Raw genomic sequence first — 26,014 nt, forward strand, 5'->3', positions numbered from 1 at the left:
ACAGCAGTGCATACAGCTTGCCTGGGAGTGAGGCGTATGTCACGTAGGTGTGTGCTAAGTCACAAAAAGAGGCGCCAGTGGCCACCTGATAGAAAATGGAGCTATGAACCTTCGCCGCCCGACTGCAGCGCAGCGTGCCTATGACATACTGCGCCGTCGAATTCTCAATCTTGATCTCGCCCCATCTGCACGCGTTGACGAGGTCTGGGCGGCAGCGGAGGTGGGTATGAGTCGAACTCCGGTCAGGGAAGCGCTGCAGAGACTGGCTGCCGATGAACTTCTGCAATTGGTTTCCAGCGGTGGTTATGTGGTGGCGGACATTAATCTGAACCGCATACACCAGCTTTTTGAGGCGCAGCACGTTCTAGTGCGAGCAATTGCGCGCTTACTCACAGTGAGGGCGCAGTCGAGTGACCTCGATCTTCTCGAGGTTGCGACTCAGGTGGTGGATGACGCTATCCGCAGCGAAGATGCCGAGTCTATTGCTGAGGCCAACTCGCGGTTGCACATTCTTGAGGCGCGCATTGCTGGCAACGACTACCTGTTGTCTCTTGCGGAGGTGGTGTACACCCACCTCCAGCGGCTTGCTTTCCTGTCGTTCGGTGGCACAAGCAGGCCCGATGCGGTGTACTCAAAGCGGCTACAAGAGCATTACGCCGAAGTCCATTCTGATCACTGGAGTCATCTGCGGGCGGTGAAGGCTGGAGATGCCGCGGCGGCGGAGACTATCGCTGTTCAGCACATGGAGCTCTTCCGTTCGCGCATGCTTGACTACTTGGGCTCTGACCTCATCGATGGAATTGATTTCTCGGATCTGCCCTCTCCTAACCGGTCGCGGTGATCTGCTGAAAGCAATCAGGAGTTACGTAACCCCCGGCCGAGGCAGGCTCGACCGGGGGTTGGCGGGGGATGTGCCAGCGGGTGGCTGGCTGTCGGATGTGTGTCAGACGCCGCCGCACAGCGTCATGCCGCCATCGAGGGTGAGGATCTGGCCAGTGATCCAGCCGGCCTCGTCGGAGAGCAGGAAGGCTGCGGCTGCTGCGATGTCCTCAGGGGTGCCGAGGCGTTTGAGCGGATAGGCCGCGGCCACACCCTCCTCATCGTGGGCGTAGAGCTTCTCGGCGAAGCGGGTCTTGACGACGGCCGGGGCCACGCCGTTGACGCGGATGTTGGGGCCGAGCTCCATCGCCAGCTGGCGGGTGATGTGCACTAGCATCGCCTTGGACGATCCGTAGAAGCCGATGCCCGCGGGCTGGCCGAGGCCTGCGACCGAGGCGACGTTGAGGACCGCGCCGCCACGCTCGGCCAGCGATGCAGCGTAGACCTTCTGGGTCCAGGAGAGGGCGGAGATGTCGTTGACTTCGAAGACCTTGCGGGCAGCATCGAGGTCGAGGTCGATCATGGGGCCGTAGACGGGGTTGATGCCGGTGTTGTTGACGAGGATGTCGATCGGGCCGAAGGCCTCGATCGTCTTGGCGATCGCCTCATCCTGGTGCTCGGGGCGGTCGGCCTTGCCGGCGACGTAGATCGCCTTGTCCGGCCCGCCGAGCTTCTCGGCTGCCTCGGCGAGTGCCTCCTCACCGCGAGCGGTGATGCACACCCGTGCTCCTTCGGCGACGAGGCGTTCGGCGATGCCGAAGCCGATGCCGCGCGATGCGCCCGTGACGATCGCAGTCTTCCCAGTGAAACGCTGGCCCATGGTGCCTCCCGGCAGATCGCTTGAATACTTGCTGAACGATTGTTTACTAACTTTATCTGCTCGGCGGTGCGCGTCAACAGCCTCTCGGCATCCGGTCAATGGAGTGGGCGCGTGGGAGTGGATGCAGCGTGATTGCCGGGCATCAGACGGGCTGCTGCCCGGAGGTGCGCGGCGGGGTCAGTGCGGCTGCCGCGGATGCGCTGTGACCCAGGTTTCAAACCGGTTGGCGACCGGCAACGTAGCGATTCTCGCAACTTCACTGTACGGTGAGGCCATGACTGCCGCGACACTGCCTGCCTCGGCGGCCACTGCATCGGTGGCTGCACGTGTTGCGCGCGCCCTGCGCGACAGCGAGTTCAGCCAGGTCGAGGCAGCCCGGCACATCGGTCTGGACAAGACGAAGCTGTCGAAGTCGCTCTCCGGTGCTCGCCGTTTCCGCATCGAGGAGCTTTCGGCCATCGCCGAGCTCACCGGTGTCTCCCTCGACTGGCTCAGCAGGGGAGTGACCGCCACCGCGCCCGCTTCCGATGCGCCCGCCTCCGATGCGCTCGCCGCACCGCAGGCCAGCACCCCCGCCGCCCCGGAGACGCGAGCGCCCAGCCCAGCCACCGCCTCGGGCCCGGCCGACAGCGCACCCGAGTCAAGCCGGCCGGGCGGAGCGAAGGCGCAGCGGATGCGCGCCAGGATCGCCGAGGCCGCCTGGCAGCTGTTCTCCGAATGGGGCTACCACCGGGTGCGGATGATCGACATCGCCCGCCAGGCCGGGATCAGCGCCGCCGGCCTGCACTACCACTACACCTCCAAGCAGGACGTCTTTGACGCAGCCCTGCAGCACTCCGCGCAACGGCTGGCCAACGAGCGCGCCGCCCTCCTGCAGGCCCGCGCCCCAGACGCCAGCGCACCAGCCGAGCACCTCGCGCTGCTGCAGACACTCATCGAGATGAAGATCCCGCGCGGCTTCGCAGCGCGCATCACCGACGCCGACACGGCCACCACGCTGGCCGGGGACTGGTCGATCTGGCTGCAGAACTACGCCGAGATCGCCGTGGGCGCCGGCTCCCGCAGCCAGGCAGCCGGACTCGCCGCTGACTGGGATGCGATCCTCACCGCCTGCCTGGCCGCCGGGCAGCGCGTCGGCGCCTTCGAGCTGACCGATCCGGCCGAGGCGGCCGCCCAGCTGACGATCTTCCTCGACGGACTCGTGCTGCGCACCCTCGCCGGGGCCGTCGACAGCCCGCACACACTCATCGACCGCTACCTCACCGACACCATCCTGGCTCCCGGCATGCCGGCGAGCGACGCGCACACCGCGCCCGCCGCTTCGGCGCGGGCGGCGAGGACGAAAGGAGAGCCCGCATCATGACAGCACCACCCTCACCCACACCCCCGCGGTGGCTGACCAGGCGGGCGGTGCTCGGCGGCGGCGTCGGCATGGGCGTCGGCCTCATGCTCGCCGGCTGCGTCACCGGCACCCAGCCGGCCGTCGGACCGGCCGCTGAGGTCACCGGGCCGCCGAAGAAGGGCGGGACGATGCGGGTCGGCTTCGTCGGCGGTGGTGCTGCTGACACCCTCGACGGTGCGGTGGCGACGAATCTGGGCGACGTCGCCCGCGCCGTGTGCATGTACGACTCCCTGCTCACCCGCGACGACGACTACAACCTGACCCCGATGCTCGCGACCGAGGTGACCCCGAACGACGATGCGACGGTGTGGACGGTGACGCTGCGCGAGGGGATCTCGTTCTGCGACGGCCGCCCGATCACGCCCGCCGATGTGCGCGCCAGCCTCGAGCGGATCATCGACCCCGACGACCCGAAGAACGGCGCCGCGCAGCTCTCAGCCCTCGAAGAGGTCCGCGAGATCGACGACCGCACCGTCGAGATCCACCTGAGCTCCCCGGACGCCTCCCTCGACGACACGCTCGGACAGTACTCCTGCACGATCGTCCCGGCCGACTACGACCCGCAGGACCCGGTCGGCACCGGACCCTTCATGCTGGAGAGCTTCACCCCGGCGCAGTCGACGATCCTGCGCGCCAACCCCCACTATTGGGGCGACGAGGGGCCGTACCTCGATGAGGTGCAGCTGCTGAACTTCAACGACACCGACGCACTCATCAACGCGCTGCTCTCCAGCCAGGTCGACGCGGTCGCGCAGATCCCGGCGGCACTGGCCGAGGTGATCGGCAGTGACGCGCGGATGCAGGTGCTCAACTCCGAGACCGGCATGTGGCTGCCCTTCACCATGCGGGTCGACGTCGAACCCTTCGACGACGAGCGGGTGCGGCAGGCCTTCCGGCTGGCGATCGACCGCGAGGAGATGGTCGAACAGGTGCTCTCCGGCTTCGGCCGCGTCGCCAACGACATGTACTCGCCCTACGATCCCGCCTACCCGGACTTCCCGCAGCGGCAGCAGGACATCGACGAGGCGAAGCGCCTCCTGGCAGAGGCCGGCTACCCCGACGGCATCGAAGTCGAACTCGTCACCGCGCCGATCCAGGCCGGTGTCGTCGAAGCCGCACAGGTGTTCGCCGAACAGGCCAGCGCCGCCGGCATCACCATCAACATCAAGCGCATGGACCTCACCTCCTATTGGGGCGACTACCTCAACTACCCGTTCTCCCAGTCCTTCTGGTACACCCGCAACTTCCTCGGCCAGACGAACTCCGGCACCATGCCCGATGCGCCGTTCAACGAAACGCACTGGGACGACGAGGAATTCAAGGACATCATCGCCGCCACCCGGCGGGAGACCGACGATGCGAAGCGCAGCGCGCTCGTCGAACAGGCACAGCGCATCCTCTATGACCGCGGAGGGCTCATCATCTGGGGCTTCGCCAATCAGGTCGACGCCTATCAGTCGTACCTCGGCGGCATCGTCGAGAACGCCACCGGACTGCCGCTCTCCGGCTTCAACCTGCATCGCGTATGGATCGGAGACGTCGCATGATCGCCAGACTCATACTCCAGCGGCTGGCGATCAGCATCGTCATCCTGTTCGCCGTCTCCCTCATCATCTTCTTCGCAACGGTGCTGCTGCCCGGCGACCCGGCCCGCGCGATCCTCGGCCAGCAGGCCACACCCGAGCGGATCGCAGCGATCAACGAGCAGATGAATCTCAACGAGCCGCCGCTCACGCGCTACTTCCTGTGGCTGGGCGGACTGTTCGTCGGCGACCTCGGCACCTCGGTGGCCACCGGCCAGCCGGTCAGCCAGCTGCTGTCCGACCGGGTCGGCTCCTCGGTGGTGCTCATGGTGGCCGCCGCCCTCATCAGCGTCCCGGCCGGTGTCATCCTGGGCATCGTGTCAGCCCTGCGCCGCGGCAAGGCCGTCGACAACACCGTCACCGGCCTGTCCCTCGTGCTGGCCGCACTGCCGGAGTTCGTCGTCGGCATCGCGCTCGTGGCGTTCTTCTCCACGACCGTGTTCACAATCCTGCCGGCGGTGACGATGCGCCCGCCGGGCACCCAGGTGTGGGACTTCCCCAGTCAGCTCATCCTGCCGATCGCGGTCCTCGTCCTCGTCGTCACGCCCTACATCGCCCGCATGATGCGCGCGACGATGCTCGAAGTCCTCGACTCCGGCTATGTCGAGATGGCCCGCCTCAAAGGGGTGCCCGAACGCCGCGTCATCTTCCGGCACGCGCTGCCGCACGCGATCGGCCCGGTGGCACAGGTGATCGCCATCCAGCTGGCCTGGATGGCCGGCGGTGTCGTCGTCGTCGAGTTCCTCTTCCGCTTCCCCGGCCTGGGGCAGGCGCTCATCGACGCCGTCGACTACCGCGATGTGCAGGTCGTGCAGGCGGTGACGATGATCGTCGCCCTCATCTACGTCATCGTCAACCTGCTCGCCGACATCGTCGGCATCCTCACCAACCCCAAGCTGCGCACCGGAGGTGACGCCTGATGACCACCACCCCGCCTCCGCACACCGGCGCGGCCGACCGCGACAGCTCCGTCGTCGAACAGCGCGCCGACCTCGACCCGGCGACCACCGCCTCGGCGGCGGCCCCGAGCCTGGCGACCAAGGACGCCCACACCGGCCAGCGCAACACCGTGCTCACCCGGTTCTGGGCGCAGAAGCAGGCGAAGGTCGGCGTCATCATCACCGCCGCAGTCGTGCTGCTGGCCTTCCTCGGCCCGCTCTTCGTGCCCTGGGCGACCGGATACACGACGACCGAATTCGTCGCCCGCCCCTTCCAGCCCGATGGGATCGCCGGGTCCGACAACCTCGGACGCGATGTCTTCACCCGGTTCATCGGCGGCGGTCTGACGCTCCTCCTCTACGCGCTGCTCGCCACCCTCATCGGCCTGATCCTCGGCGTGCTCTTCGGGATGACCGCGGCCTACACCGGCGGCTGGCTCGACTCGCTCATCATGCGCAGCAACGATGTGCTGCTGGCGATCCCGCAGCTCGTCTTCGCGCTGCTGGCGATCACCGTGCTCGGGCCGCAGGGCTGGGTGCTCGTCACCGTCATCGGCATCACCCACGCCCCGCGCATCGCCCGTGTGGCCCGCTCGGCCACCCTTGGGGTCATCAACGAGGACTACATCCGGGCAGCCGAGATGTACGCGATGCCGCGCCTGCGGCTGCTGACCCGCGAGATCATGCCCAACATCACCGGCCCGATGGCCGTTGAGGCCGGCCTGCGCCTGACGTATTCGATCGGCGCGATCGCCTCGCTGTCCTTCCTGGGCTTGGGCATGCAGCCGCCGACCGCGGACTGGGGCCTGATGATCAACGAGAACCGCATCGCGCTGTCCATCCAGCCATGGGGTGTGCTGCTGCCGGTGGCAGCGATCGCACTGCTGACCATCGGCACGAACCTCATCGCCGACTCGATCGCACGGGCTTCGGCGACATCGAACGTAGGTGAGCAATGAGCAGCTTCGACACGACTTCCACCGGCAGCATCGCCACGGTCAGCCCGTCTGCGCGCCGCTCCTCAGCCTGGCACGCGCGGGCGCAGGAGGGCGGCAACGTCCTCGAGATCGACGATCTGCACATCACCGCCACCGCCTCGGGCGCCGATGTCATCTCCGATGTCGAACTCGACCTCAAACCCTCGGAGATCCTCGCGCTCGTCGGCGAATCCGGTTCCGGCAAGACGACCGTCGGGCTGGCGGTGCTCGGGCACTTCCGCACCGGTCTCACGCATGCCTGCGGCACTGTGTGGCTCTACCCCTCCGATGCCGACGAGCCGGCCGAGATGACCGCCCTGCCGGATGCGACGCTGCGGCAGCTGCGCGGAGCGCGGGTGTCCTACATTCCGCAGGATCCTGCGCTCTCACTCAACCCCGGCATGCGGGTCGGCGAGCAGATCAGCGAGGTCCTCGACATCCACGGCTTCGGATCCTCCGCCGAAGAGCGCGCCGAACGCGTCCGCTCGGTGCTGCGCGAAGTCGGCCTGCCCGATGACGAGGCCTATCAGCGGCGCTGGCCGCACCAGCTCTCAGGCGGTCAGCAGCAGCGCATCGGCATCGCGATGGCCTTTGCGATGTATCCCGATGTGCTCGTCCTCGACGAGCCGACCACCGGCCTCGACGTCGCCACGCAGGCGCAGGTCCTCGACACGATCCGCGAGATGACCGTGCGCAACAAGGTCGCCGGCCTCTACATCACCCACGACCTGGCCGTCGTGGCCGAGATCGCCGACCGGATCGCGGTCATGCTGCGCGGGCGCATCGTCGAACAGGGCGGCTGCGCCGATGTGCTCGAACGCCCGCAGCACGACTACACAAAGACGCTGCTGGCCGCCGTACCCGACCTGGCCGGACGCAACCGGATCGGCGACTTCGAACGCGCCGACGTGCCAGCGGATGAGAAGGCGGCAGCCGAGGCCAGAGCCACGGCCGCTGAGGAGAACCGGAAGACCCACCTGCTCACCACGGACGCGACCCACGCGAGCCCCGCTGCCGAGGCGGCCACCGCCTCGGGCCCGGAGACCGGCACCTCGGGCACCGCGGGCCCAGAGACCGGCACCGCTAGCCCGGAAACCGGCACCTCGGGCACGGGCGGGGCGACGGCGGCAAGCGAGGTGAGCGAACGGCAGCCGACAGCGCCGGCGACCGATGCGGTGCTGCAGGTGCGCGGGCTGGGCCTGAGCTACGGGCCGAAGACGATCCTCGAATCGATCGACCTCGACCTGCGGGCCGGGGAGTGCACGCTGCTGCTGGGCGAATCCGGTTCCGGCAAGACCACGCTGGCGCGCTCGATCGCAGGCCTCAACGACGGCTACACCGGCGATGTCATCTACCGCGGCGAGACGATCGCGCGCTCGACGCGGCAGCGCAGCATCGGCCAGCGCACCGACATCCAGTACATCTTCCAGTCGCCGTTCTCCTCACTCAATCCCCGGCGCACGATCGGCGAATCGCTGGCCGTGCCGCTGGAGATGGCCGGTGGGCTCAGTGCGGCCCAGCGGCGTGAGCAGGTCAAGGACGCCCTCGATGCTGTGCGGCTCGGCCGGCAGTTCCACGACCGGCGCCCCGGCGACCTGTCCGGCGGTGAGCGGCAGCGTGCCGCGATCGCCCGGGCACTGGTGAACATGCCCAGCGTGCTCATCTGCGATGAGATCACCTCTGCCCTCGACGTATCCGTGCAGGCGAGCATCATCTCGCTGCTGCGCACCCTGCAGGACGAACGCGGCCTGGCGATGCTCTTCGTCACCCACAACATCGCCCTCGCCCGGCACATCGCCTCCCGCGTGGCGGTGCTCAACGCCGGGCGGATCGTCGACGACGGCCCGGTCGATGCGGTGCTGGAGAACCCGCAGCACACGTACACGCAGGAGCTGCTGGCCAATGTCCCCAGCCTCTGAGTCCGGCTCTGTCGCCGAGGTATTCGACCGGCACGTGCGCGTGGGCGGCGGCGGCATGGCGTTCGCGGTGTGCCGCGACGGCGAGCTCATCTGCAGCCTGGCCGGCGGGCACACCTGCCGTGGCGGGGCTGCCGCGCCCGAGGCGTGGGGCACGGAGACGATGGCCGTGCTGTTCTCCGGGACGAAGGGCCTGGCCGCGGCTGTCGTCGGGATGCTCGTCGATGGCGGGCTCATCGACGTCGAGGCACCCGTCGCCCGGTACTGGCCGGAGTTCGCGGCTGCCGGCAAGGACGAAGTGCCGGTGTGCCAGCTTTTGAATCACACGGTCGGGCTGCCCTATGTCGACCCGGATCCTGTCGGTGACGGCGAGCAGTACGACAACCGGCTCATGGCCACCCGGCTCGCAGCCCAGCGGCCTTTGTGGTCACCAGGTACCAAGGTCGCCTACCATGCGATCACCTATGGCTATCTGCTCTCCGAGCTCGTGTGGCGGGTCACCGGCGCTGATGTCGGCGAGCTCATCGCCGAACGCATCGCCGGCCCGCACGGACTCGACATCCACCTCGGGCTGCCTGCGGAATTGGAGGACCGGATTGCGCCGATCCACCAGGCTGCCGGCTATCGGGTCTCGACGTTCCTCGATGACGACCCCGAGCGCCGGGCGATCGTCGACCGGATGTACGCTGGCCTGCTGCTTTCCGGGGACAGCCCGTTCAACACCCGCGAATACCACGCCGCGCAGCAGGCCGCTGGCGGCGGTATCGCGACGGCGGAGTCGATGGCGCGGTTCTACGCGCTGCTGCTGGAAGACGGTGCGATCCTCTCCCGGCAGACCCGTGAGATGTTCACCCGCACCTGGTCGGAGGGGATCGATGTGATCAACGACCGGCCGCTGCGCTTCGGCCTCGGCTTCGAACTCGCCGACCCGATCGGCACCTACGGGCCGGTTGAGGCGGCCTTCGGGCATTCCGGGGCCGGCGGGGGACTGCACGGCGCATGGCCCGAGCACGGCATCGCATTCTCGTTCCTCACCAATGAGATGCAGTCTGAGGATGTCGACACCCGGGTGAAGGAGCTGCTCGCAGCGCTGTACGCGGAGGTCACCGGCGGGAAGTGAAGTGGTATCGGCCGGCGGTGAGACACCCGGCTGGCGGTCAACCGATGGAGGGCCCTCAACGGCGGCCAGTTGCGGATCGTCGTGAGTATAGTGATCTCACTGACGTCTGACATTGTGAGGATTGGCCTATGCGGTTGATGAAGCGGTGGCTGATCCCGTCATGGTCGCCGTTGTTTGTCGTCACTGCAACCGGTTATGGTCTCAGCAGTGTCGCTGTGTCGATCGTGACCGCACCCGACCCGCTGACAGTTGCGCTCGAAGTCGAGCCAATCGTCGGTGGGTTCATCACTTTCTTCGCTTGGATGATGCTTTCCGGGTTCGGGTGTGGTCTGTTCGCCGGTGCAGCTTCCTTCTCAACGGTACGAGGTACGCTGCCGCTGACCGGGCTCGGAGCCGTGGGAGTGGTCTTGCTGGTGTCTCCGGTGCATTCAGTGCCGTGGCTCCACATGCTCACCAGCGAAGGCGTCGCTGACCGGCCCTCGGAGATTGCGGTTTTCTGGCTGCCGGTCTTCGGTGTATGTGTGCTGGCTGGAACGATCGCCTCAGCAGGTGTGTCGCGAGCGTTGGGCGGAGGACACTTTTCGGACAGAACGCTGATTCTCGCAGTCGCTCCAGACGGATCAGTGCTTGACGAAGAAGTCGTGAAACTGCGTCAGCGAGCAGAAGAACTCCTCTGCGAACACTGCCCGAACTTCCGCTTGCTGCCAATCGATCACAGTCGGCATCGGGCTGATCCAGAATATGATCTGGCCATAGATGTTGAAGAGCTTGTCGAAGACGTCGAGCAGGTGTGCCTGGCTGCCGTCACGCTACCCGATGGTCAGACGCAAGCCGAACTGATTCGCGCGGCTGACAACGTGATCGCTCAAACGGGATTTCATACAGAAGCTGAACGTGCTTTCGCTGTCGGGGTGCGGCAGCTGATGGACGAGTGCGCACGGTTGAGCGCCGCAGACCACTCACCCCTCGACGTCGATGACCAGACGGGCGCGTGACTGGCGGTAGGTGGTGATCGCGATCGTCGTGACGACCAGCCCGACGACGGTCAGCCCGACACCGGTGAGTGCTGGTGCGCGGAAGCCGAGTCCTGCGTCGATGACGATGCCGCCGGCGAACGCGCCGAGCGCGTTGGCGAAGTTGAATGCCGCATGGTTCATCGCCGCAGTCAGCGAGGGTGCGTCGTGGGATTCGCGCATGAGCCTGGCCTGCAGGGCAGTGACGAACAGCGAGCTGAAGATGCCGATGACCGACACGCAGCCGATCGCCACGGCCGGCACGTGGGCGAACAGCCCGAAGGTCAGCAGCACGATGCCCAGGCCGACGAGCCCGATGACAGCCGAGCGCTCGATCGACCGGTCGACGAGCGGGCCTGCGACGAAGGTGCCGACGGTCATGCCGACGCCGAAGCATACGAGCACCCACGGGATCGCCGAGGCGGGCAGCCCGGTGAGCTCGGTCAGGGTCGGGGCGATGTAGGTGTAGAGGGCGAACATGCCGCCGAATCCCACCGATCCGGCGATGAGGGTGAGGATCACCTGCGGGCGCTTCATGGTGCGCAGCTCACCGCGGATCGACGGCGCGGCAGCCGGTGCGGTCTGCGGGACGAGGAAGAACACGGCCACCAGAGTCAGCAGCCCGATGAACGCGACGAGCGCGTAGGCGACCCGCCAGCCGAACTCCGTGCCCAGCGCGGCAGCGGCGGGTACACCGATGATGTTCGCGATCGTCAGGCCCAGCATCACCCGGGCCATTGCGGTGCCCTTGCGGTGCGCTGGTGCCAGGGTTGCGGCGACGACGGCGCCGACGCCGAGGAATGCCCCGTGCGGGAGGCCGGTGATGAATCGGGAGACGAGCATGAGGTTCATCGTCGGGGCCAGGGTCGAGCCGACGCTGCCGATGATGAAGACGACCATGAGGCTCAGCAGCAGCCAGCGGCGGTCCATCTTGGCCGCCAACGCAGTGATGACCGGTGCGCCGATGACGACGCCGAGCGCATACAGCGACACCGCATGCCCAGCTGTGGTGATCGAGGCGTCCAAGCCCTCGGCGATCTGCGGCAGCAGGCCCATGGTGGCGAACTCGGCGGTGCCGATGCCGAAGGCACCGATCGCCAGTGCGAACACTGCGAGCCTGGCAGTCCGGGTGCCCACCGCCTCGGGAGCGGTCGCCGCAGATGCGGGCGCACGCTCAGACGGCGCTGCGGGCATGGGATCTCCTGTCTGCTCATCGAGTGGTGACGCATGCGCCAACCGGCGCGCAGGCCAGCCTATTCCCGATGCGGCAGAACTTCTGCCCCGGCAACGGCAGTGTCACAGTCCGCAGACGGGGAACAGATGAGGCCAGCGGGCGCTGGGCGGTGCGCCCCGGCTGCCGACTCAGCGTCGCGAGACGGGGATCGAAAGTTCGAGCACCGGCGGGTCGAGGTCGTAGCGCACCTGCTGGCGCACCGCCTGCTCGGCCATCTCCAGGCCGCGTGCGGCGATCGCATCGAACAGCGCGAGTGCTGCCGGGTGCATCGTGTCCTCCGGCAGGTCGAGCGGCTCGGACAGATCCCATTCGGCGACCAGCTCGGTGCGCTCGGGCAACTGCCCGACCTCCGTGTGCTCACCGCCCCACCCGGCGGGCAGCGGATGGTCAACTGCCCAGCAGAAGGCCACCTCCATCGAGGCGCGCGGACCCTCGCGCATGCCCGTCCACATCGCACCGCTGGGCGGATGCCCGGCGGCGACGAGCTCCCGATAGAGCTCCCCGAACGCCGCAGAGGCGGTCTCGTCGCTGAGCTGTTCGACATCGGCTTCAGATGCGAGCCGGAGGATCCGCCCGGCATAGGGCAGCGGCGGGCAGCGCCGCTCGGTCACCGGCACCGGCTGCGCGAAGCAGTCGAGCATCGTGTGCGCCTGTGCGATCGCGGCGTCCTGGGCGGCACGTTCGGCGGCCAACTGCTCTTCATGCGCGCGCAGCACCGCCACCGAGTCACCGCCGTCCAGCGCCGCCCGGACCTGGGCCAGCGGCACCCCTGCCCGGCGCAGTTGGTGGATGACCGCCCCGTCGCGCACCTGCTCCTCGGCGTAGAGCCGGTAGCCGGAGACGGGGTCGGTCTCTGCCGGGACGAGCAGCCCGGTCTCGTCGTAGTGCCGCAGCGCCTTGACGCTGAGGCTCGTGGTCTGTGCGAATTCACCGATCTTCAACATGATTCCAGTCTCCAGTCTCCTGTGACAGGAGGGTCAACTCCGGCGCGGCACAAGGCTCAGAACCTACCGGGATGGACCGCGCGCCTTCACGACGCCCTCAATCTCTGGGAGAGCAGGGACCATGAGTACGAGTGGCGCTCCGACCCGGACAGACACGGCCGGCCGCGCAGAACGCGACTTCTCATCTGATTTCATTTGCGGCCGTTTCGGTGAAGACCGGAACAGTCGAGGCGAGTGACACCAGAAACGGCGAGACGGTCTGTCGCGGATCCTGCGGGTCCGCGCAACCGCGTTCGGCAGGGACTGCTCTCGAAACGCTCAAGCGCTCTGCGCTCTACTTCACTTCCTTCAGACACCAGCAGCGGTCGCCGATCGCACCGAAGACGTCGGTCTCGATGCCGCCGAGGTCGATCGGCAGCTCCGAGCCCGGGGTGAGCACCCGGAACCCGGCCCGGTGTGCGAACGTCGCCCGCGCCTCGGAAGCGGCGGCCACGAGCAGGCAGCGGGTCGGCAGCCCGGCAGCCGAGAGCACTTGCGGGGCCATGCCCACGAGCACCGTGGCCAGCCCCTGCGAGCGGAAGTGCTCAGCGGTGGCCAGCGCCCGGATGAGCAGCGCCTGGCCGTTGTCGAAGCTCACGGCGGTGACCGCGAGGACGGCTGCGATCTGCCCGTCGGGGGAGCGGGCGATGAGCCCGGAGTCCTGCGGCAGGAACGCGAAGTCCGCGCCCGAGGCGCCGGTCGCCTCGGCAGCCCGCAGCACCTCGGCAGCGGGGCCGTGATCATCGGCAGTGAGCAGGTCGAAGCTGTAGCCGGCGTCGACGAGCCGCTGGGCGTAGCGCAGATGGCGCTGGGCGACGGCGGAATCGTGGAGTCCGGAGTGGAGGAGGGCCATGAGACCCACGATATCGGCACCGGCTGCGGGCGATACACTGACCGGCATGGGAAAGAAGTCCAAGAAGTCCAAGGAAGAGCTCATCGCCAAGCGCCTGGCCAAGCAGCAGGCCGCCGGCTTCGTCAAGCGCCCCTTTGAGGGCCTGCCGTTCGAAGCCGACCTCGTGTGCCTGCGCGAACTCGTGCCCGCCGCGACGGCGACCGCGAAGCTGAACGAGGAGCACGGCGGTGACGAGATCGTCATCGCGTCGCTGCTGCCGGCGGCCTGGCAGGCACTGCACCGCCAGGACGGTGTCATCATGGCCGGCATGCAGGTCCCGGTCGCCTCCCCGGACCCCTCCCGCGACATCGCCGCAGCGATCCTCAAGGTCAAGGACGCCGAACCCGGCACCTACGCCGAAGCCGACGCCAACCCCGGCTCCGGCCCGCGCCTGCAGGACATCCTCGACACCTCTGCTCCCTTCACCGTCAGCGTGCAGGAGACCTTCGACTACTGGCTCGCCGACGACCCCGAGCACCGTGATGAGGACCTCGCCGGTGCGCTCGAACAGGCCAACGAGTCGATCAGCCCGACAGAGAAGCTCGTCTCCGCCGACTCCGCCTACTGGACCGAGATGGGCGGGCACATCTACCTGCGCTGGGCGCAGATGCAGGACGAGGACACTGTCATGAACGGCCTGGCCCGCCTGCATGCTCGCGGCGAGAACACCGTGTCCGGGCTCGGCCGCTACCTCGGCTGCTTCCGCGCCCACGGCATCGTCATCCCCGTCTGGGAGCTGCCCGATGGCACCCAGCCCGATGCGGTCGAAGAGCCGCTGGCCGCATTCGCTGCGCAGCTCGATGCCGCGATGAGCGAGACCGGAAACCTCGACTACGACGAACGCCGCGCCAAGGCCGGCGTCGTCTCCCGCCAGCTCACCATCCGCTGACCCGGCTCAGCCGAGCCCAGCACCCGCTGCACCACCGTCTGCGTCAGGAGGCAGGATCCGATGTCTGCACCCCCAGCTGTTGCCGCGATCATCCCGGCCAAGGATGAAGCCGAGCGGATCGCCGCGACCGTGGCCGCCACCCGGCAGATCCCCGGTGTCGACCTCGTCATCGTCGTCGACGACGGCTCATCCGACGACACCGCGAACCTGGCCCGCCAGGCCGGGGCGCAGGTGCTCGTGCACCGGAAGAACCGCGGCAAGGCCGCAGCGATGATGACCGGCGCGTTCGCCGTGCGCAACCGCGAGATCACCGATGCGCCCACCGGGCAGCGTCCCGATCACCGGGCGCTGCTGTTCATCGACGCTGACCTGGAGGACTCCGCCGTCGCCACCGCGCCGCTGACCGCACCGGTGCTCGACGGTGACGCCGATATGACGATCGCGATCCTGCCGCCGCAGAAGCGCTCCGGCGGCGGATTCGGCTTCGTCGTCGGCCTGGCGAAGAAGGGCATCGCCGAGCTCACCGGCTTCGAGGCCACCCAGCCGCTGTCGGGCATGCGGTGCCTGAGCCGCGAGGCCTTCGAAGCCGCCCTGCCGTTCGCTGCCGGCTGGGGCGTCGAAACCGCCATGACGATCGACGTCCTCGACGCCGGGCTGCGCGTGACAGAGGTCGAATGCGACCTCCACCACCGGGTCACCGGCCGAGACCTCAAGGCCCAGCTGCACCGGGCCGCCCAGTACCGCGACGTGCTGCGGGCACTCACCGTGCGCCGGGCACGCAGGGCCCGCCACCGCCTCGGGCGCGGCACCCGCTGACCCGCCCCGAAAGGAGACCACTGTGACGCTGTCCTTCGGCTACCTCGGACCCGAGGCGACCTTCACCGAGGCCGCGCTCATCCAGCTGCTCACCGCCCACGACCGGATGGACGCCGCCCGCCGGCCCATGCGCAGCGCCGACGCCGCCCTGGCCGCCGTCGCCGCAGGTGAGCTCACCGGCGCGGTCGTGCCGATCGAGAACTCACTCGAAGGCGGCGTACCGGCGACGCTTGACGCGCTCACCCAGCACGGACAGCTGCAGATCGTGGCCGAAACCGTCGTGCGGGTGCGCTTCGTGCTCGCCGCGAAGCCTGGCACTGAGCTGGCACAGGTCACCGCATTCTCCACCCACCCGCATGCCGAAGCGCAGACGCGGGCCTGGCTGTCAGAGCACCTGCCCGAAGCCCACTACATCCCCGCCGCCTCGACCGCGGCCGCCGCCCGCGACCTCGCAGAGTCAGACGTCGACTACCAGGCCGCGATCTGCCCGGCGCTGGCCGCCGAACGCTACGGGCTCACCGTGCTGGCCGATGACATCGGCGACCGCAAAGACGCCGACACCCGGTTCGTGCTCGTCTCAACCAAACGCGAACTGCCCGCACCCACCGGCGCTGATAAGACGACGCTCGTCGCCGCGCTCGCCTCCGATCGGGCCGGTGCGCTGCTGGAGCTGCTCGAGCAGTTCTCCACCCGCGGCGTCAACCTCTCGCGCATCGAATCCCGGCCCACCGGCGACGGGCTGGGCCTCTACCAGTTCTCCATCGACGCCCAGGGGCATGTGGCCGAGCCGCGGATGGCCGAGGCGCTCACCGGGGTGCACCGGATCGCCCGCCGCCTGCAGTTCCTCGGCTCCTACCCCTCAGCCGACGGCGAGAAGGTCATCGTCGACCCGGACATGACCGCCCAGGCCTTCACCGCCGCAGCAGACTGGCTGGCAGAGATCCGGGGCTGACATGACGCTGGGAGTCGGTTCCGAGACCGGGCGGCTGCGCGAGGTCATCGTGCACCGGCCGGGTGTCGAACTGGAGCGGCTGACCCCGAGCAACATGTCCGCGCTGCTCTTCGATGACGTGCCCTTCGCTGAGGCCGCGCGCAGCGAACACGACGGCTTCACCGCAGCCCTGCGCGAGGCCGGAGTGACCGTGCACCTCTTCAGCGAGCTGCTCGCCGAAACCCTCACAGTGCCCGAAGCGCGCGCCGCGGTGCTGGAGGCGGTCGTCGACGAGCGCGCTTGCGGCCCCGGCGCCGCCGCCCCGCTGTCCGAGATGCTCGCAGAGATGGATGCCGCCGAGCTCACCGCGGTGCTCATCGGCGGGATCACCAAACGCGAGGTGACCGACCGCATCCCGGTGCCCGGCTCACTGTGGCTGGCCGACCTGGCTGACAGTGACTTCGTGCTGCCGCCGCTGCCCAACCACCTCTACAGCCGCGACGCGTCTGCGTGGATCTACGGCGGAGTGGCGATCAACTCGATGCGCAAGCGCGCCCGCAAACGCGAGACCATCAGCTACGAGGCCGTCTACCGCTGGCACCCCCGGTTCCGCGCAGCCGGCTTCGCCCACTGGACCGCCGGCGGCGAATCCGGGATCGCGACCACTGAAGGCGGGGACATCTTCGTCCTCGGCGACCGGGCGGTCATGATCGGGATGAGCGAGCGCACCACTCCCGCTGGTGTCGAACGGCTGACCCGCACCCTCATGTCCGCAGGTGCTGCCGAGCGGGTGCTGGCGCTGCGGATGCCCGAGCGCCGCTCGTTCATGCACCTCGACACCGTCATGACGATGGTCGATGAGCGGACCTTCCTCTGCTACGGCGGCCTCGACCCGCTGCCCTCCTACCTCATCACCGGCGGCAGCCAGGCAGGCGAGCTGTCGATCACCGGCTATCCGGCCGCGCAGATGCACTCGGCGATGGCCGAAGCGCTCGGCTGCGACCGGATGCGCGTCCTCGTCCCCGACCAGGACCCCTACGCCGCTGAGCGGGAGCAGTGGCACGACGGCCTCAACGTGCTCGCCGTCGCCCCCGGCGCAGTCATCGCCTACGACCGCAACACCGGCGCCAACACGCTGCTGGCCGAGCACGGCATCGACGTCATCCCGATCGCCGGGACCGAACTCGGCCGCGGGCGCGGCGGCCCGCGCTGCATGAGCTGCCCGATCCTCCGCGACTCCACCTGACCAGCACCGACCCCACCTGACCAGCACCGGCCGCACCTGACCAGCGGTGACGCTCCCAGGCAGCCAGCGCCGACACTCCCAGCCCGGCGGCTGAAACCGGCGCAACCGGCACCCCGGGAGTCGCAGATGCATCCGAAACCGCCCCGATCACCGGTGCCTGCACGACCCTGATCGCGGATTGGCGCGTGGTCGTTGTCTCCGGCGGGCACTTCGTCAATACTGAAACTGACCGAGTCGGGCGCGACCAGCGCTCCGGCGCGACAGAAACGGAGCACCCCATGGGATTCGGAGTCGGAGTCTTCCTCATCCTCGTCGGCGCGATCCTGGCCTTCGCTGTCCGTGATGCCTGGAGCGTCATGGACCTGACGATGGTCGGCTACATCTGCATCGGCGTCGGAGTTCTTGCGCTGCTGCTGGCCTTCATCACCATGGCCAACCGGCGCCGGCAGCTCTAGGCCGCACCGTCAGCGCCACCGACACTGAGGGGTCTGCCCATACTGGGCGGGCCCCTCAGTCGCGTCGGGGCACCTGCCCGGCGGCCGCCCCTGACCGGCGCAGCCCCTGGACACCCTCGATGCCGAGCATCCGGTGCATCCGCGATAGGCTGTACGTCCGCTCCCGGGCCAGATTCCGCATCACGTGCCTGGTGAACGGCGGGCGGCGCTTCTTCCGGCGCGCCTTGCGCTCAGCGAACCACGCCTTGACGAGCGCGAGGTCGGCAGCGATCGAGTCGAGTTCGAGCGAGGGGTGGCCGAACCGGCCGAGGTAGGTGGTGAGCGCCTCGTGCACGATGTAGGGCTGCGGGTCGCCGATGTTCATCGGCCCGTAGGCCTGCGGCTTCGTCAGTGCGGCATCGACGGCTGCGGTGAGCGTGTCGATGTGCGTCATCGTCATCGAGTGCCGGCCGCCGTCAGGCAGCCGCAGGACACCCTTATCCGCCGCACGCTCCAGCACCGGCCACAGCGTCGTGTCCTCCGGCCCGTACACGGCGTTCGGGCGCAGCACGAGCGCTTCGGGCCGCACCCGGGCGATGACCCGTTCGGCCTCGGCGCGGCTGCGCTCATAGGCGCACAGGTAGCGGTGCGGATCGACCGGCCCGCCCTCCTCGTACAGCTGGCGGTGAGCATCGGCCGGTGCGTAGACGGCGGTGCTGGACAGGCAGATCATCCGCGGCTTGGGGAACGCGTCGAGCACATGGCGGGTGCCGGTGACGTTGACGGCCTGCAGCTCGTCCTCGGCCGCCCAGTCATCGTCGATGACCGCGGCGTGGACGACGGCATCGGTGAAGCGCAGCCTGCCCTGCAGCTGCGCGGGAATCTCCTCGCGGATGTCCCACTCGTGGTGCTCGACCCCGCTGATCTGCGGGTCGGAAAGCCCGACGCTCGTGACCCGGCGACCGGATTCGACCAGCCTGCGGGCGATCGCCTGACCGACGTAACCGGCAGCACCCGTGACGACGACTCTCACTTCGACTCCTCTCCTTGCGATCAGGCTAATGCGCCCGCCCACGCGCCGGCGACATTGCCCGCGCCGTGTCTGCTGTGACTCCGCTGAGCACGCCCCGTTCCCGAGGCGGATCACCCGTTTCCGAGGTGACGGTCGCCGTTGCTGCGGCGCCTTCCCCGCTCCCGAGGCGGTGGTCGCCGCATGCACCCGGTGTGCCCGAACCGGCACATCGCCGTGACCGGGCGGCGGCGGCTCGTCCGTAGCCTGAACGTATGAGCAGCACACCGCACTCCGTCCACCGGCCGCGACGACTCCGGATCGCCGCGGCGCTGCTGTGTCTGCTGCTCACCGGCAGTGCGCTGAGCGCCTGCACCCAGTCGGCGACATTGCTGCCGGAGTCGACTTACGCGGACCTCGTCACTGAGGTCGAGGGATTGGCCGGCGTCACTGCGGTGATGCCGGCGGGCACCGTCGTCACCGTCACCATCGACGCAGACACTGATCCCGATGCCCTCGATGACACTGCGACAGCCCTGCTCACACGTGTCAACGACTACCGCTACCCGCAGGGGCCGCCGGAGATGAAGGTGGAATCCGGCCGGTTCACCGGCACCGTCGGGCACACCGTCCGCAATGCCCCTGCCAGCGTCCCGCAGCCGGGACCGCTGAATCTCTCCCAGCTGCCCTTCCTCACCAGCCTGCCCGATGTCGCTGACGGGGAGATCGGCGAGAACATGAACGCCAGCGTCACACTCGCCTCCGGCACCGATATGCGCAGCTGGCTCACCGACGCCACCACCGGTCAGCGGCAGCTCGTCCTCAGTGTGCGCCGAGCAGCGTCCGCTGACGAGGTCGACCTCGTCGAACACGGCCCGGGCTCCGTGGGCGGGGATGCAGGTGATGGGGAGCCGAGCATCTCTGCCCGCGTCGACATGTCCGAACCAGGCGTCCAGGACGCCATCACCCGGTTCTGTGACACGGCAGAACGAGCCGGCAGCCTGCCATTCACCGTCCAGTGGACGCACTCCCTCGAGCGCCCCAACGCAACGGTGCTCGTCGCACACGATGCCGACATCCCTGACGTCCGCGACGTCTTCACCGCCGAATACGGAACCGGCGAGCTCTCCGACCTCACCGCTGTCTCTGCTGAGGGGCTGAGCGTGGAGTTCGGCGACGGCCGAGCAGACACTGACGCCTACTTCCAGGCCCGGGACCTGCTGGCCGAGCGCGGCATCACCGTCGAGCACATCGCACTCAACCGCCAGTCCATAGACGTCGTGACCCCAACCAGCACCGAGCTGCACGTCCTCGCCGACCTGATCGCCGGCAGCCAGTGGCCGCTGCCCGGCGACGTGACGCTCACCGTCAGCAACACCGCCCACCCAGCCGACAGCGCCAGCTTCCCCGCCACAGACTGGCCGGCCCATGCCGACCTGCTCGCAGCGCTGTGGGATGCCGGCTTCACCGCCGTGCGCATGTCAACGTCCGTCGGCGGCACGGGCGCGGACTTCCGGCTCGACGTCCACCGCACCGACGGCCAGGACCTCACACGCGCGGCCAGCCAGGAGGTCCTCATCGAGGTGCTGCGCGACACCGGATGGGACGGCACGGCGCTCATCACGCTGGCTGCCGAAGGCCACCCCTCCTTCACCGCTACCGAACGCGGGAAGGCCACAGGAGCCCGCATGTCCCTGCACGGCGTCGACCCGAAGCCCTCAGGCTGGGCGAAGGAGTTCTTCGACCGCTTCGACGCCACCGCCAGCTGACCCGGCCCGGCCGACCCGCCCCGGCTGATTCGCCCCGGCCCGACCGCGCCGGCCGAATCGCCCGTCCAGGGCCCCGGATCAGGTGCCGTCCGTGCGGTGCTGCCACTGCGGCTGGCGCTTGGTCAGAAACGCATCGATGCCCTCCTGCGCATCGGGCATGACGGCATTGGCCGCCATCGTCTCCGACATCTGCGCATACGCAGAAGGCGTATCGAGGTGGATCTGCTGATAGAACGCCTCCTTGCCGATCGCCACCGTGGCAGCCGAGGCCTCAGCGACCGTCTGCGCCACCTCCGAGGCGGCAGCAGCCAGCTCGTCATCGCCCACAACATGGGAGACGAGCCCGAAGGACAGTGCCTCGCGGGCATCGAGCAGATCACCGGTCAAGAGCATCCGCATCGCCGTCTTGCGCGGCACAGCGCGGGAGAGCGCCACCATAGGCGTCGAGCAGAACAGCCCGATCCGCACTCCCGGGGTGCCGAACCGGGCTGATTCGGCAGCAACGGCCAGGTCGCAGGTGGCCACGAGCTGGCAGCCAGCGGCGGTCGCGACCCCCTGGACGGCTGCGATGACCGGCTGCGGGATCGACTGGATGAGCAGCATGAGCTCAGAGCAGCGCTCGAAGATCTCCTGCTGCCGGGCATGATCGGCCCCGCGGATCTCCTTGAGATCGTGCCCGGAGCAGAACACGTGGCCGGCCGTTGAGAGCACGACTGCGTGCACATCCGTGCGTTCGCCGATCGCGGTGAGTGCGTCGATGAGCGCTCCCATGACCGGCATCGACAGCGCGTTGCGGGTCGGGGCGGCATCGATCATGACGAGGGCGACCGCGCCCTCGACGGTGACAGTGACAGGGGCATCGGCGGCGGCCGGTCCCGAGGCGGTGGTGGCAGTTTCGTTCGTCATGGCACCAGTGTGACACCCGCCACGGACGTCTGCACTGGGCCTGCTTTGTCGCCAGGTCTCGGAGTGCTCGTCTGAGACTTTCATGCTGGTCGATATGGCTGAATTGACCGTTTTGGGCGATAATACTGATATGAGCAGCACGAAAAGCCGGGGCGCAAGAGACGAGCATGTCGTTGAACCTCCTGAGGATCTCCACGAGATGCTCGAACTGGCGCGCTTCCTGGAGAACCACTCCGCCCCTGCTGTGCTTCTCGGCCCGGACGGTGAACAGATCCCGCTGCCCGTTCCTGCCTACGAGGTGCTCCGCAGAGTTGTGAGTGCGATGGAGCGAGGGGCGTCCGTCAGCGTTGAGCCGATCGATAAGCAGCTGACCACGCAGCAGGCCGCCGATCTGCTGGGCATAAGCCGGAACACCTTGGTTCGCCTGCTGGACGAGCACGAGCTGCCATTCGAGCGATTTGGACAGTCACGGCACCGGCGGCTTCGGTTGCGCGATGTGCTGGCGTATCGGGATCGCAAGCGGGCAGACCGGCGCAGCCGACTTGACGAACTGACGCGGCAGGCTCAAGAGGACGGCTTATACGACGTTGGGCCGGAGGCCTATCGGGAGGCACTGGCTGAGGCACGGAAGTCGTGACCGATGTCCCGCTTCACAGTCTTTCTTGACGCATGCGTTTTGGTGCCCGTTGCGCCGTGTGACACCTTGCTGCGGATGGCTGATGCGGGGGCTTTTCGACCTTTGTGGTCTGCCAAGGTCGTCGATGAGGCGCTGATGGCATTGGCGCGGATTCACCCTGAGGTCGACCGCAGCAGATTTCTGAGTCGGTTTCGGTCCATGGATGAGGCGTTCGAGGACGCCTGCGTTGAAGGGTGGGAGCCGCTTGAACAGGGTGTCTCCTTGCCCGACCCTGATGATCGGCACGTGGTCGCGGCTGCCCTCCGCGGACGCGCTGACGCGATCATCACTGAGAGCATCAGGGATTTCCCCGAAGCGGTTCTCGAGCGTCTTGGGTTGGAGGCGATTCGATTGGATGCCTTCTTGCTTGACCAGTTTGACCTCAGCCTGGGTGCGACCTGTCGAGTGGTGAAGGACCAGGCAGCTGCAATGAGCCGACCGCCGGTCACTGTGGAAGCTCTGCTCGCGAAGCTGTCGCGCAGCGGAGCGCCCTGCTTTGCTCGTGCTGTGTCAGATGCGCTTGCTGCTCAGGTCGAATCTGACTAGCTGTCCCATCGTCTGATCCGATATCGCTGAGAAGGTGATCGGATCCTCCGGCGAGCGCCTCCAGCGCGGCTCCAAAGGCCTGGGTTGGAGGCGCCCAGCTCGCTCCTCGAACGTGGCGTCGACGGATCACACCTCTCGAAAACCAGAGTTGAGTGGAATAGACTCAACTTTGGCGGTGTTGTGCTGATCAGAAGATTCACGTTCATGCTGATCCGCGCCGGTATGCCGGCGCCGAAAGGAACTCCTATGGAAGCCAAGTTCACCACCAAATCGCAGGAGGTGCTCTCCGCAGCGGTCAAGGATGCCGTCACCCGCGGCAACTCGCAGGTCGAGCCGGCCCACCTGCTCACGGCCCTGCTCAGCCAGCCTGAGAGCATCGCCGCCGCCCTGCTCGAGCACATGGGCGCCGACCCAGCCGCCATCCGCGCAGGGGTCGAGCGGATCGTCGCCGGCCTGCCGTCGGCCTCGGGCTCGTCGGTCTCCCAACCGCAGCTGTCCCGCCAGGCACTGCAGCTCATCAACAACGCCGAACAGGAGATGCAGGCCCTCGGCGACCAGTTCGTCTCCACCGAGCACCTGCTCATCGCCGCCGCCGCAGACACCGGCGAAGTCGGCCGGCTGCTGACCGGCCAGTCCGTCACCCGCGACGGCCTGCTCGCCGCCCTGCCCGAGGTGCGCGGCGGCAGGAAGGTCACCAGCGAGAACCCCGAGGACACCTTCCAGTCCCTGGAGAAGTTCGGCGTCGACCTCACCGCCCAGGCCCGCGAGGGCAAGCTCGACCCGGTCATCGGCCGTGACTCGGAGATCCGCCGGGTCGTGCAGGTGCTCTCGCGCCGCACGAAGAACAACCCGGTGCTCATCGGCGAACCCGGCGTCGGCAAGACCGCCGTCGTCGAAGGCCTCGCCCAGCGCATCGTCGCCGGCGATGTGCCCGAATCGCTGCGCAACAAGAGCCTCATCAGCCTCGACCTCTCCGCGATGGTCGCAGGCGCGAAGTACCGCGGCGAGTTCGAGGAGCGCCTCAAGGCCGTGCTCGAGGAGATCAAGTCCTCCGACGGCCAGGTCATCACCTTCATCGACGAGCTGCACACGCTCGTGGGTGCCGGTGCCTCCGGTGACTCCTCGATGGATGCCGGCAACATGCTCAAGCCGATGCTCGCCCGCGGTGAGCTGCGCATGGTCGGCGCGACGACCCTCGATGAGTACCGCGAGAACATCGAGAAGGATCCCGCGCTCGAACGCCGCTTCCAGCAGGTGTTCGTCGGCGAACCGAGCGTCGAGGACACAGTCGCGATCCTGCGCGGGCTCAAGGAGCGCTACGAAGCCCACCACAAGGTCACGATCGCCGATGCCGCGCTCGTGGCCGCGGCCAGCCTGTCGAACCGCTACATCGCCGACCGCCAGCTGCCCGACAAGGCCATCGACCTCGTCGATGAGGCCGCCAGCCGGCTGCGCATGGAGATCGACTCCGCGCCCGTCGAGATCGACGAGCTCTCCCGCGCTGTCGACCGGCTGAAGATGGAGGAGATGGCCCTGGCCAAGGAATCCGACGCAGCCTCTGTCGAACGGCTGGCCGCCCTGCGCGAGGACCTGGCAGACAAGCAGGAGGAGCTCGCCGGGCTCAACGCCGCCTGGGAGAAGCAGCGCGCGGACATCAACCGGGTCGGTGAGCTGCGCGAGAAGCTCGACGAGCTGCGCTCGCAGGCCGAGATCGCCCGCCGCGACGTCGACCTGGAGAAGGCCTCGCGCCTGCTCTACGGCGAGATCCCGGCTGTGGAGAAGCAGATCGCCGAAGCCGAGGCGGCTGAGTCCAGGGCCGGTGCGCAGACGATGGTCGGCGACCAGGTCACCGAGAACGACATCGCCGAGGTGGTCGCCGCCTGGACCGGCATCCCCGCCGGCCGGCTGCTCGAAGGCGAACGCGAGAAGCTCCTGCATGCTGAGGAGCACATCGGCCGCCGGCTCATCGGACAGCAGTCTGCTGTGCGCTCGGTCGCCGATGCGATCCGCCGTTCACGCGCTGGGGTGTCGGATCCGAACCGGCCGACCGGTTCGTTCCTGTTCCTCGGCCCCACCGGTGTGGGCAAGACGGAGCTGGCGAAGGCGCTTGCCGACTTCCTCTTCGATGACGAGCGCGCGCTCGTGCGCATCGATATGAGCGAGTACGGCGAGAAGCACTCGGTCTCTCGGCTCGTCGGCGCACCTCCGGGCTATGTCGGATACGAATCCGGTGGCCAGCTGACCGAGGCGGTGCGCCGCCGCCCGTATTCGGTGGTGCTGCTCGACGAGGTGGAGAAGGCGCATGCGGATGTCTTCGACATCCTGCTGCAGGTCCTCGACGACGGCCGCCTGACCGACGGCCAGGGCCGGACCGTGGACTTCCGCAACACAATCCTCATCCTCACCTCGAACCTCGGCTCACAGTTCCTCGTCGACCAGACACTCGACGTCGAACAGCAGCACAAGCAGGTGATGGGTGTCGTGCATTCGGCGTTCAAGCCCGAGTTCCTCAATCGGCTCGATGACATCGTCATCTTCGATGCCCTCAGCCGGGACGAACTCGCCCGGATCGTCGACCTGCAGATCGCTGCCATGCAGGCCCGGCTCACCGAGCGCCGGCTCAACCTGGAGATCACCCCGGCGGCTGCCGAGTGGCTCGCCCGGGAAGGCTACGACCCGGCCTACGGCGCTCGCCCGCTGCGCCGGCTCGTCCAGCGTGAGATCGGCGACCGGCTGGCCCGCGAGATCCTCTCCGGTGCTGTGCGCGACGGCGATACCGTGCGCGTCGATCGCCCAGGCACCGGCGCCGAGGCGCCGGCTGGAGAGGGCCTGACCCTCACCGCGGTCACGGGAGGCGAGTCCGACGACGACGGGGATGATCCCGAGATCATCGACGGCGAAGTCATCGACTGACGATCGTCAGTCCCGACGACGATGCGCAGGCATCGTGTGAGTTGGTGGTTGCGTGGGTGCGGCACGTCTGGGTGTCACACCCACGCAGTCGATTCAGCACTGAGCCGCCGGTGACCAGCCTG

Annotated in this window: 23 protein-coding genes; 17 read left to right on the forward strand and 6 right to left on the reverse strand. The window is 68.0% G+C overall.

The features are described 5' to 3' along the window. Nucleotides 1-103 precede the first annotated feature (103 nt). The gene (locus H9634_RS03510) at nt 104-841 is read left to right on the forward strand and encodes a GntR family transcriptional regulator (protein ID WP_191725389.1); all 738 of its coding nucleotides are present in this window, start codon (nt 104-106) and stop codon (nt 839-841) included. 102 nt (nt 842-943) lie between these two features. Here H9634_RS03510 and H9634_RS03515 read toward each other — a convergent pair whose 3' ends face one another. Further along, nucleotides 944-1,699, reverse strand: coding sequence for an SDR family oxidoreductase (locus H9634_RS03515; RefSeq protein ID WP_191725390.1), 756 nt, complete (start codon nt 1,697-1,699; stop codon nt 944-946). A gap of 274 nt (nt 1,700-1,973) precedes the next feature. Between H9634_RS03515 and H9634_RS03520 the strand changes: the two genes are divergently transcribed. The 7 genes from H9634_RS03520 to H9634_RS03550 all read left to right on the forward strand — a co-directional run bounded on the left by H9634_RS03520 (nt 1,974) and on the right by H9634_RS03550 (nt 10,630). Then, nucleotides 1,974-3,062, forward strand: coding sequence for a TetR/AcrR family transcriptional regulator (locus tag H9634_RS03520; protein WP_191725391.1), 1,089 nt, complete (start codon nt 1,974-1,976; stop codon nt 3,060-3,062). Next, nucleotides 3,059-4,648 carry an ABC transporter substrate-binding protein gene (locus H9634_RS03525; RefSeq protein ID WP_225210534.1) on the forward strand — a complete coding sequence of 530 codons (1,590 nt, stop codon included), beginning with the start codon at nt 3,059-3,061 and terminating at the stop codon, nt 4,646-4,648. Before H9634_RS03520 ends, H9634_RS03525 begins: the two co-directional genes overlap by 4 nt. Further along, complete coding sequence (locus tag H9634_RS03530) at nt 4,645-5,604, forward strand: ABC transporter permease (RefSeq protein WP_225210535.1); 960 nt, start codon at nt 4,645-4,647, stop codon at nt 5,602-5,604. The genes H9634_RS03525 and H9634_RS03530 overlap by 4 nt, the downstream gene beginning before the upstream one ends. Further along, entirely contained in the window at nt 5,604-6,581 is a 978-nt protein-coding gene (locus H9634_RS03535) for an ABC transporter permease (RefSeq protein ID WP_191725392.1), read from the forward strand. The genes H9634_RS03530 and H9634_RS03535 overlap by 1 nt, the downstream gene beginning before the upstream one ends. Beyond that, nucleotides 6,578-8,518: an ABC transporter ATP-binding protein gene (locus tag H9634_RS03540; protein ID WP_191725393.1), complete on the forward strand. Its 1,941-nt coding sequence runs from the start codon at nt 6,578-6,580 to the stop codon at nt 8,516-8,518. Before H9634_RS03535 ends, H9634_RS03540 begins: the two co-directional genes overlap by 4 nt. Next, on the forward strand, nt 8,502-9,635 hold the full coding sequence (locus H9634_RS03545; protein ID WP_191725394.1) for a serine hydrolase domain-containing protein: 1,134 nt from the start codon (nt 8,502-8,504) through the stop codon (nt 9,633-9,635). Before H9634_RS03540 ends, H9634_RS03545 begins: the two co-directional genes overlap by 17 nt. A 128-nt stretch (nt 9,636-9,763) precedes the next feature. Continuing rightward, complete coding sequence (locus tag H9634_RS03550; protein WP_191725395.1) at nt 9,764-10,630, forward strand: hypothetical protein; 867 nt, start codon at nt 9,764-9,766, stop codon at nt 10,628-10,630. Here the strand turns inward: H9634_RS03550 and H9634_RS03555 are convergent. The 3 genes from H9634_RS03555 to H9634_RS03565 form a co-directional block, all read right to left on the reverse strand. Next, the gene (locus H9634_RS03555) at nt 10,595-11,842 is read right to left on the reverse strand and encodes an MFS transporter (protein ID WP_191725396.1); all 1,248 of its coding nucleotides are present in this window, start codon (nt 11,840-11,842) and stop codon (nt 10,595-10,597) included. The genes H9634_RS03550 and H9634_RS03555 overlap by 36 nt on opposite strands. Before the next feature lie 168 nt (nt 11,843-12,010). Continuing rightward, a complete protein-coding gene (locus H9634_RS03560; RefSeq protein ID WP_191725397.1) occupies nt 12,011-12,826 on the reverse strand; it encodes a MerR family transcriptional regulator in 816 nt (271 codons plus the stop codon). Between the two features lie 334 nt (nt 12,827-13,160). Next, on the reverse strand, nt 13,161-13,718 hold the full coding sequence (locus H9634_RS03565) for a GNAT family N-acetyltransferase (RefSeq protein ID WP_191725398.1): 558 nt from the start codon (nt 13,716-13,718) through the stop codon (nt 13,161-13,163). A gap of 46 nt (nt 13,719-13,764) precedes the next feature. Between H9634_RS03565 and H9634_RS03570 the strand changes: the two genes are divergently transcribed. The 5 genes from H9634_RS03570 (at nt 13,765) to H9634_RS03590 (ending at nt 18,094) form a co-directional block, all read left to right on the forward strand. After that, on the forward strand, nt 13,765-14,646 hold the full coding sequence (locus H9634_RS03570) for a DUF5926 family protein (protein ID WP_191725399.1): 882 nt from the start codon (nt 13,765-13,767) through the stop codon (nt 14,644-14,646). Between the two features lie 60 nt (nt 14,647-14,706). Then, nucleotides 14,707-15,462 (forward strand): glycosyltransferase family 2 protein, encoded by a 756-nt coding sequence (locus H9634_RS03575; protein ID WP_191725400.1) that lies wholly within the window; start codon nt 14,707-14,709, stop codon nt 15,460-15,462. A gap of 28 nt (nt 15,463-15,490) precedes the next feature. Beyond that, a complete protein-coding gene (gene pheA, locus H9634_RS03580) occupies nt 15,491-16,414 on the forward strand; it encodes a prephenate dehydratase (RefSeq protein WP_191725522.1) in 924 nt (307 codons plus the stop codon). 1 nt (nt 16,415) lies between these two features. Next, nucleotides 16,416-17,639: an arginine deiminase gene (locus H9634_RS03585; protein WP_191725401.1), complete on the forward strand. Its 1,224-nt coding sequence runs from the start codon at nt 16,416-16,418 to the stop codon at nt 17,637-17,639. 278 nt (nt 17,640-17,917) lie between these two features. After that, on the forward strand, nt 17,918-18,094 hold the full coding sequence (locus H9634_RS03590; protein ID WP_191725402.1) for a DUF6458 family protein: 177 nt from the start codon (nt 17,918-17,920) through the stop codon (nt 18,092-18,094). 55 nt (nt 18,095-18,149) lie between these two features. On the opposite strand, the gene H9634_RS03595 is transcribed toward H9634_RS03590, so the two are convergent. After that, nucleotides 18,150-19,106 carry an NAD-dependent epimerase/dehydratase family protein gene (locus H9634_RS03595; RefSeq protein WP_191725403.1) on the reverse strand — a complete coding sequence of 319 codons (957 nt, stop codon included), beginning with the start codon at nt 19,104-19,106 and terminating at the stop codon, nt 18,150-18,152. A gap of 251 nt (nt 19,107-19,357) precedes the next feature. Here H9634_RS03595 and H9634_RS03600 point away from each other — a divergent pair, with 251 nt between their 5' ends. Further along, on the forward strand, nt 19,358-20,851 hold the full coding sequence (locus tag H9634_RS03600) for a hypothetical protein (RefSeq protein ID WP_191725404.1): 1,494 nt from the start codon (nt 19,358-19,360) through the stop codon (nt 20,849-20,851). Between the two features lie 78 nt (nt 20,852-20,929). Here H9634_RS03600 and H9634_RS03605 read toward each other — a convergent pair whose 3' ends face one another. Next, nucleotides 20,930-21,757: an enoyl-CoA hydratase gene (locus tag H9634_RS03605; RefSeq protein ID WP_191725405.1), complete on the reverse strand. Its 828-nt coding sequence runs from the start codon at nt 21,755-21,757 to the stop codon at nt 20,930-20,932. Nucleotides 21,758-21,851: 94 nt separating this feature from the next. On the opposite strand from H9634_RS03605, the gene H9634_RS03610 reads away from it, so the two are divergent. From H9634_RS03610 to clpB, 3 genes are all read left to right on the forward strand, one after another. Beyond that, nucleotides 21,852-22,394, forward strand: a complete 543-nt coding sequence (locus H9634_RS03610) for a helix-turn-helix domain-containing protein (protein ID WP_225210536.1) — start codon at nt 21,852-21,854, stop codon at nt 22,392-22,394. A 3-nt stretch (nt 22,395-22,397) separates the two neighbouring features. Further along, nucleotides 22,398-22,979, forward strand: coding sequence for a PIN domain-containing protein (locus H9634_RS03615; protein WP_191725406.1), 582 nt, complete (start codon nt 22,398-22,400; stop codon nt 22,977-22,979). A 246-nt stretch (nt 22,980-23,225) separates the two neighbouring features. Continuing rightward, nucleotides 23,226-25,892 carry an ATP-dependent chaperone ClpB gene (clpB, locus tag H9634_RS03620; RefSeq protein WP_191725407.1) on the forward strand — a complete coding sequence of 889 codons (2,667 nt, stop codon included), beginning with the start codon at nt 23,226-23,228 and terminating at the stop codon, nt 25,890-25,892. Nucleotides 25,893-26,014 lie beyond the last annotated feature (122 nt).

It is taken from the genome of Brevibacterium gallinarum, from assembly GCF_014836885.1.
Taxonomy (GTDB): domain Bacteria; phylum Actinomycetota; class Actinomycetes; order Actinomycetales; family Brevibacteriaceae; genus Brevibacterium; species Brevibacterium gallinarum.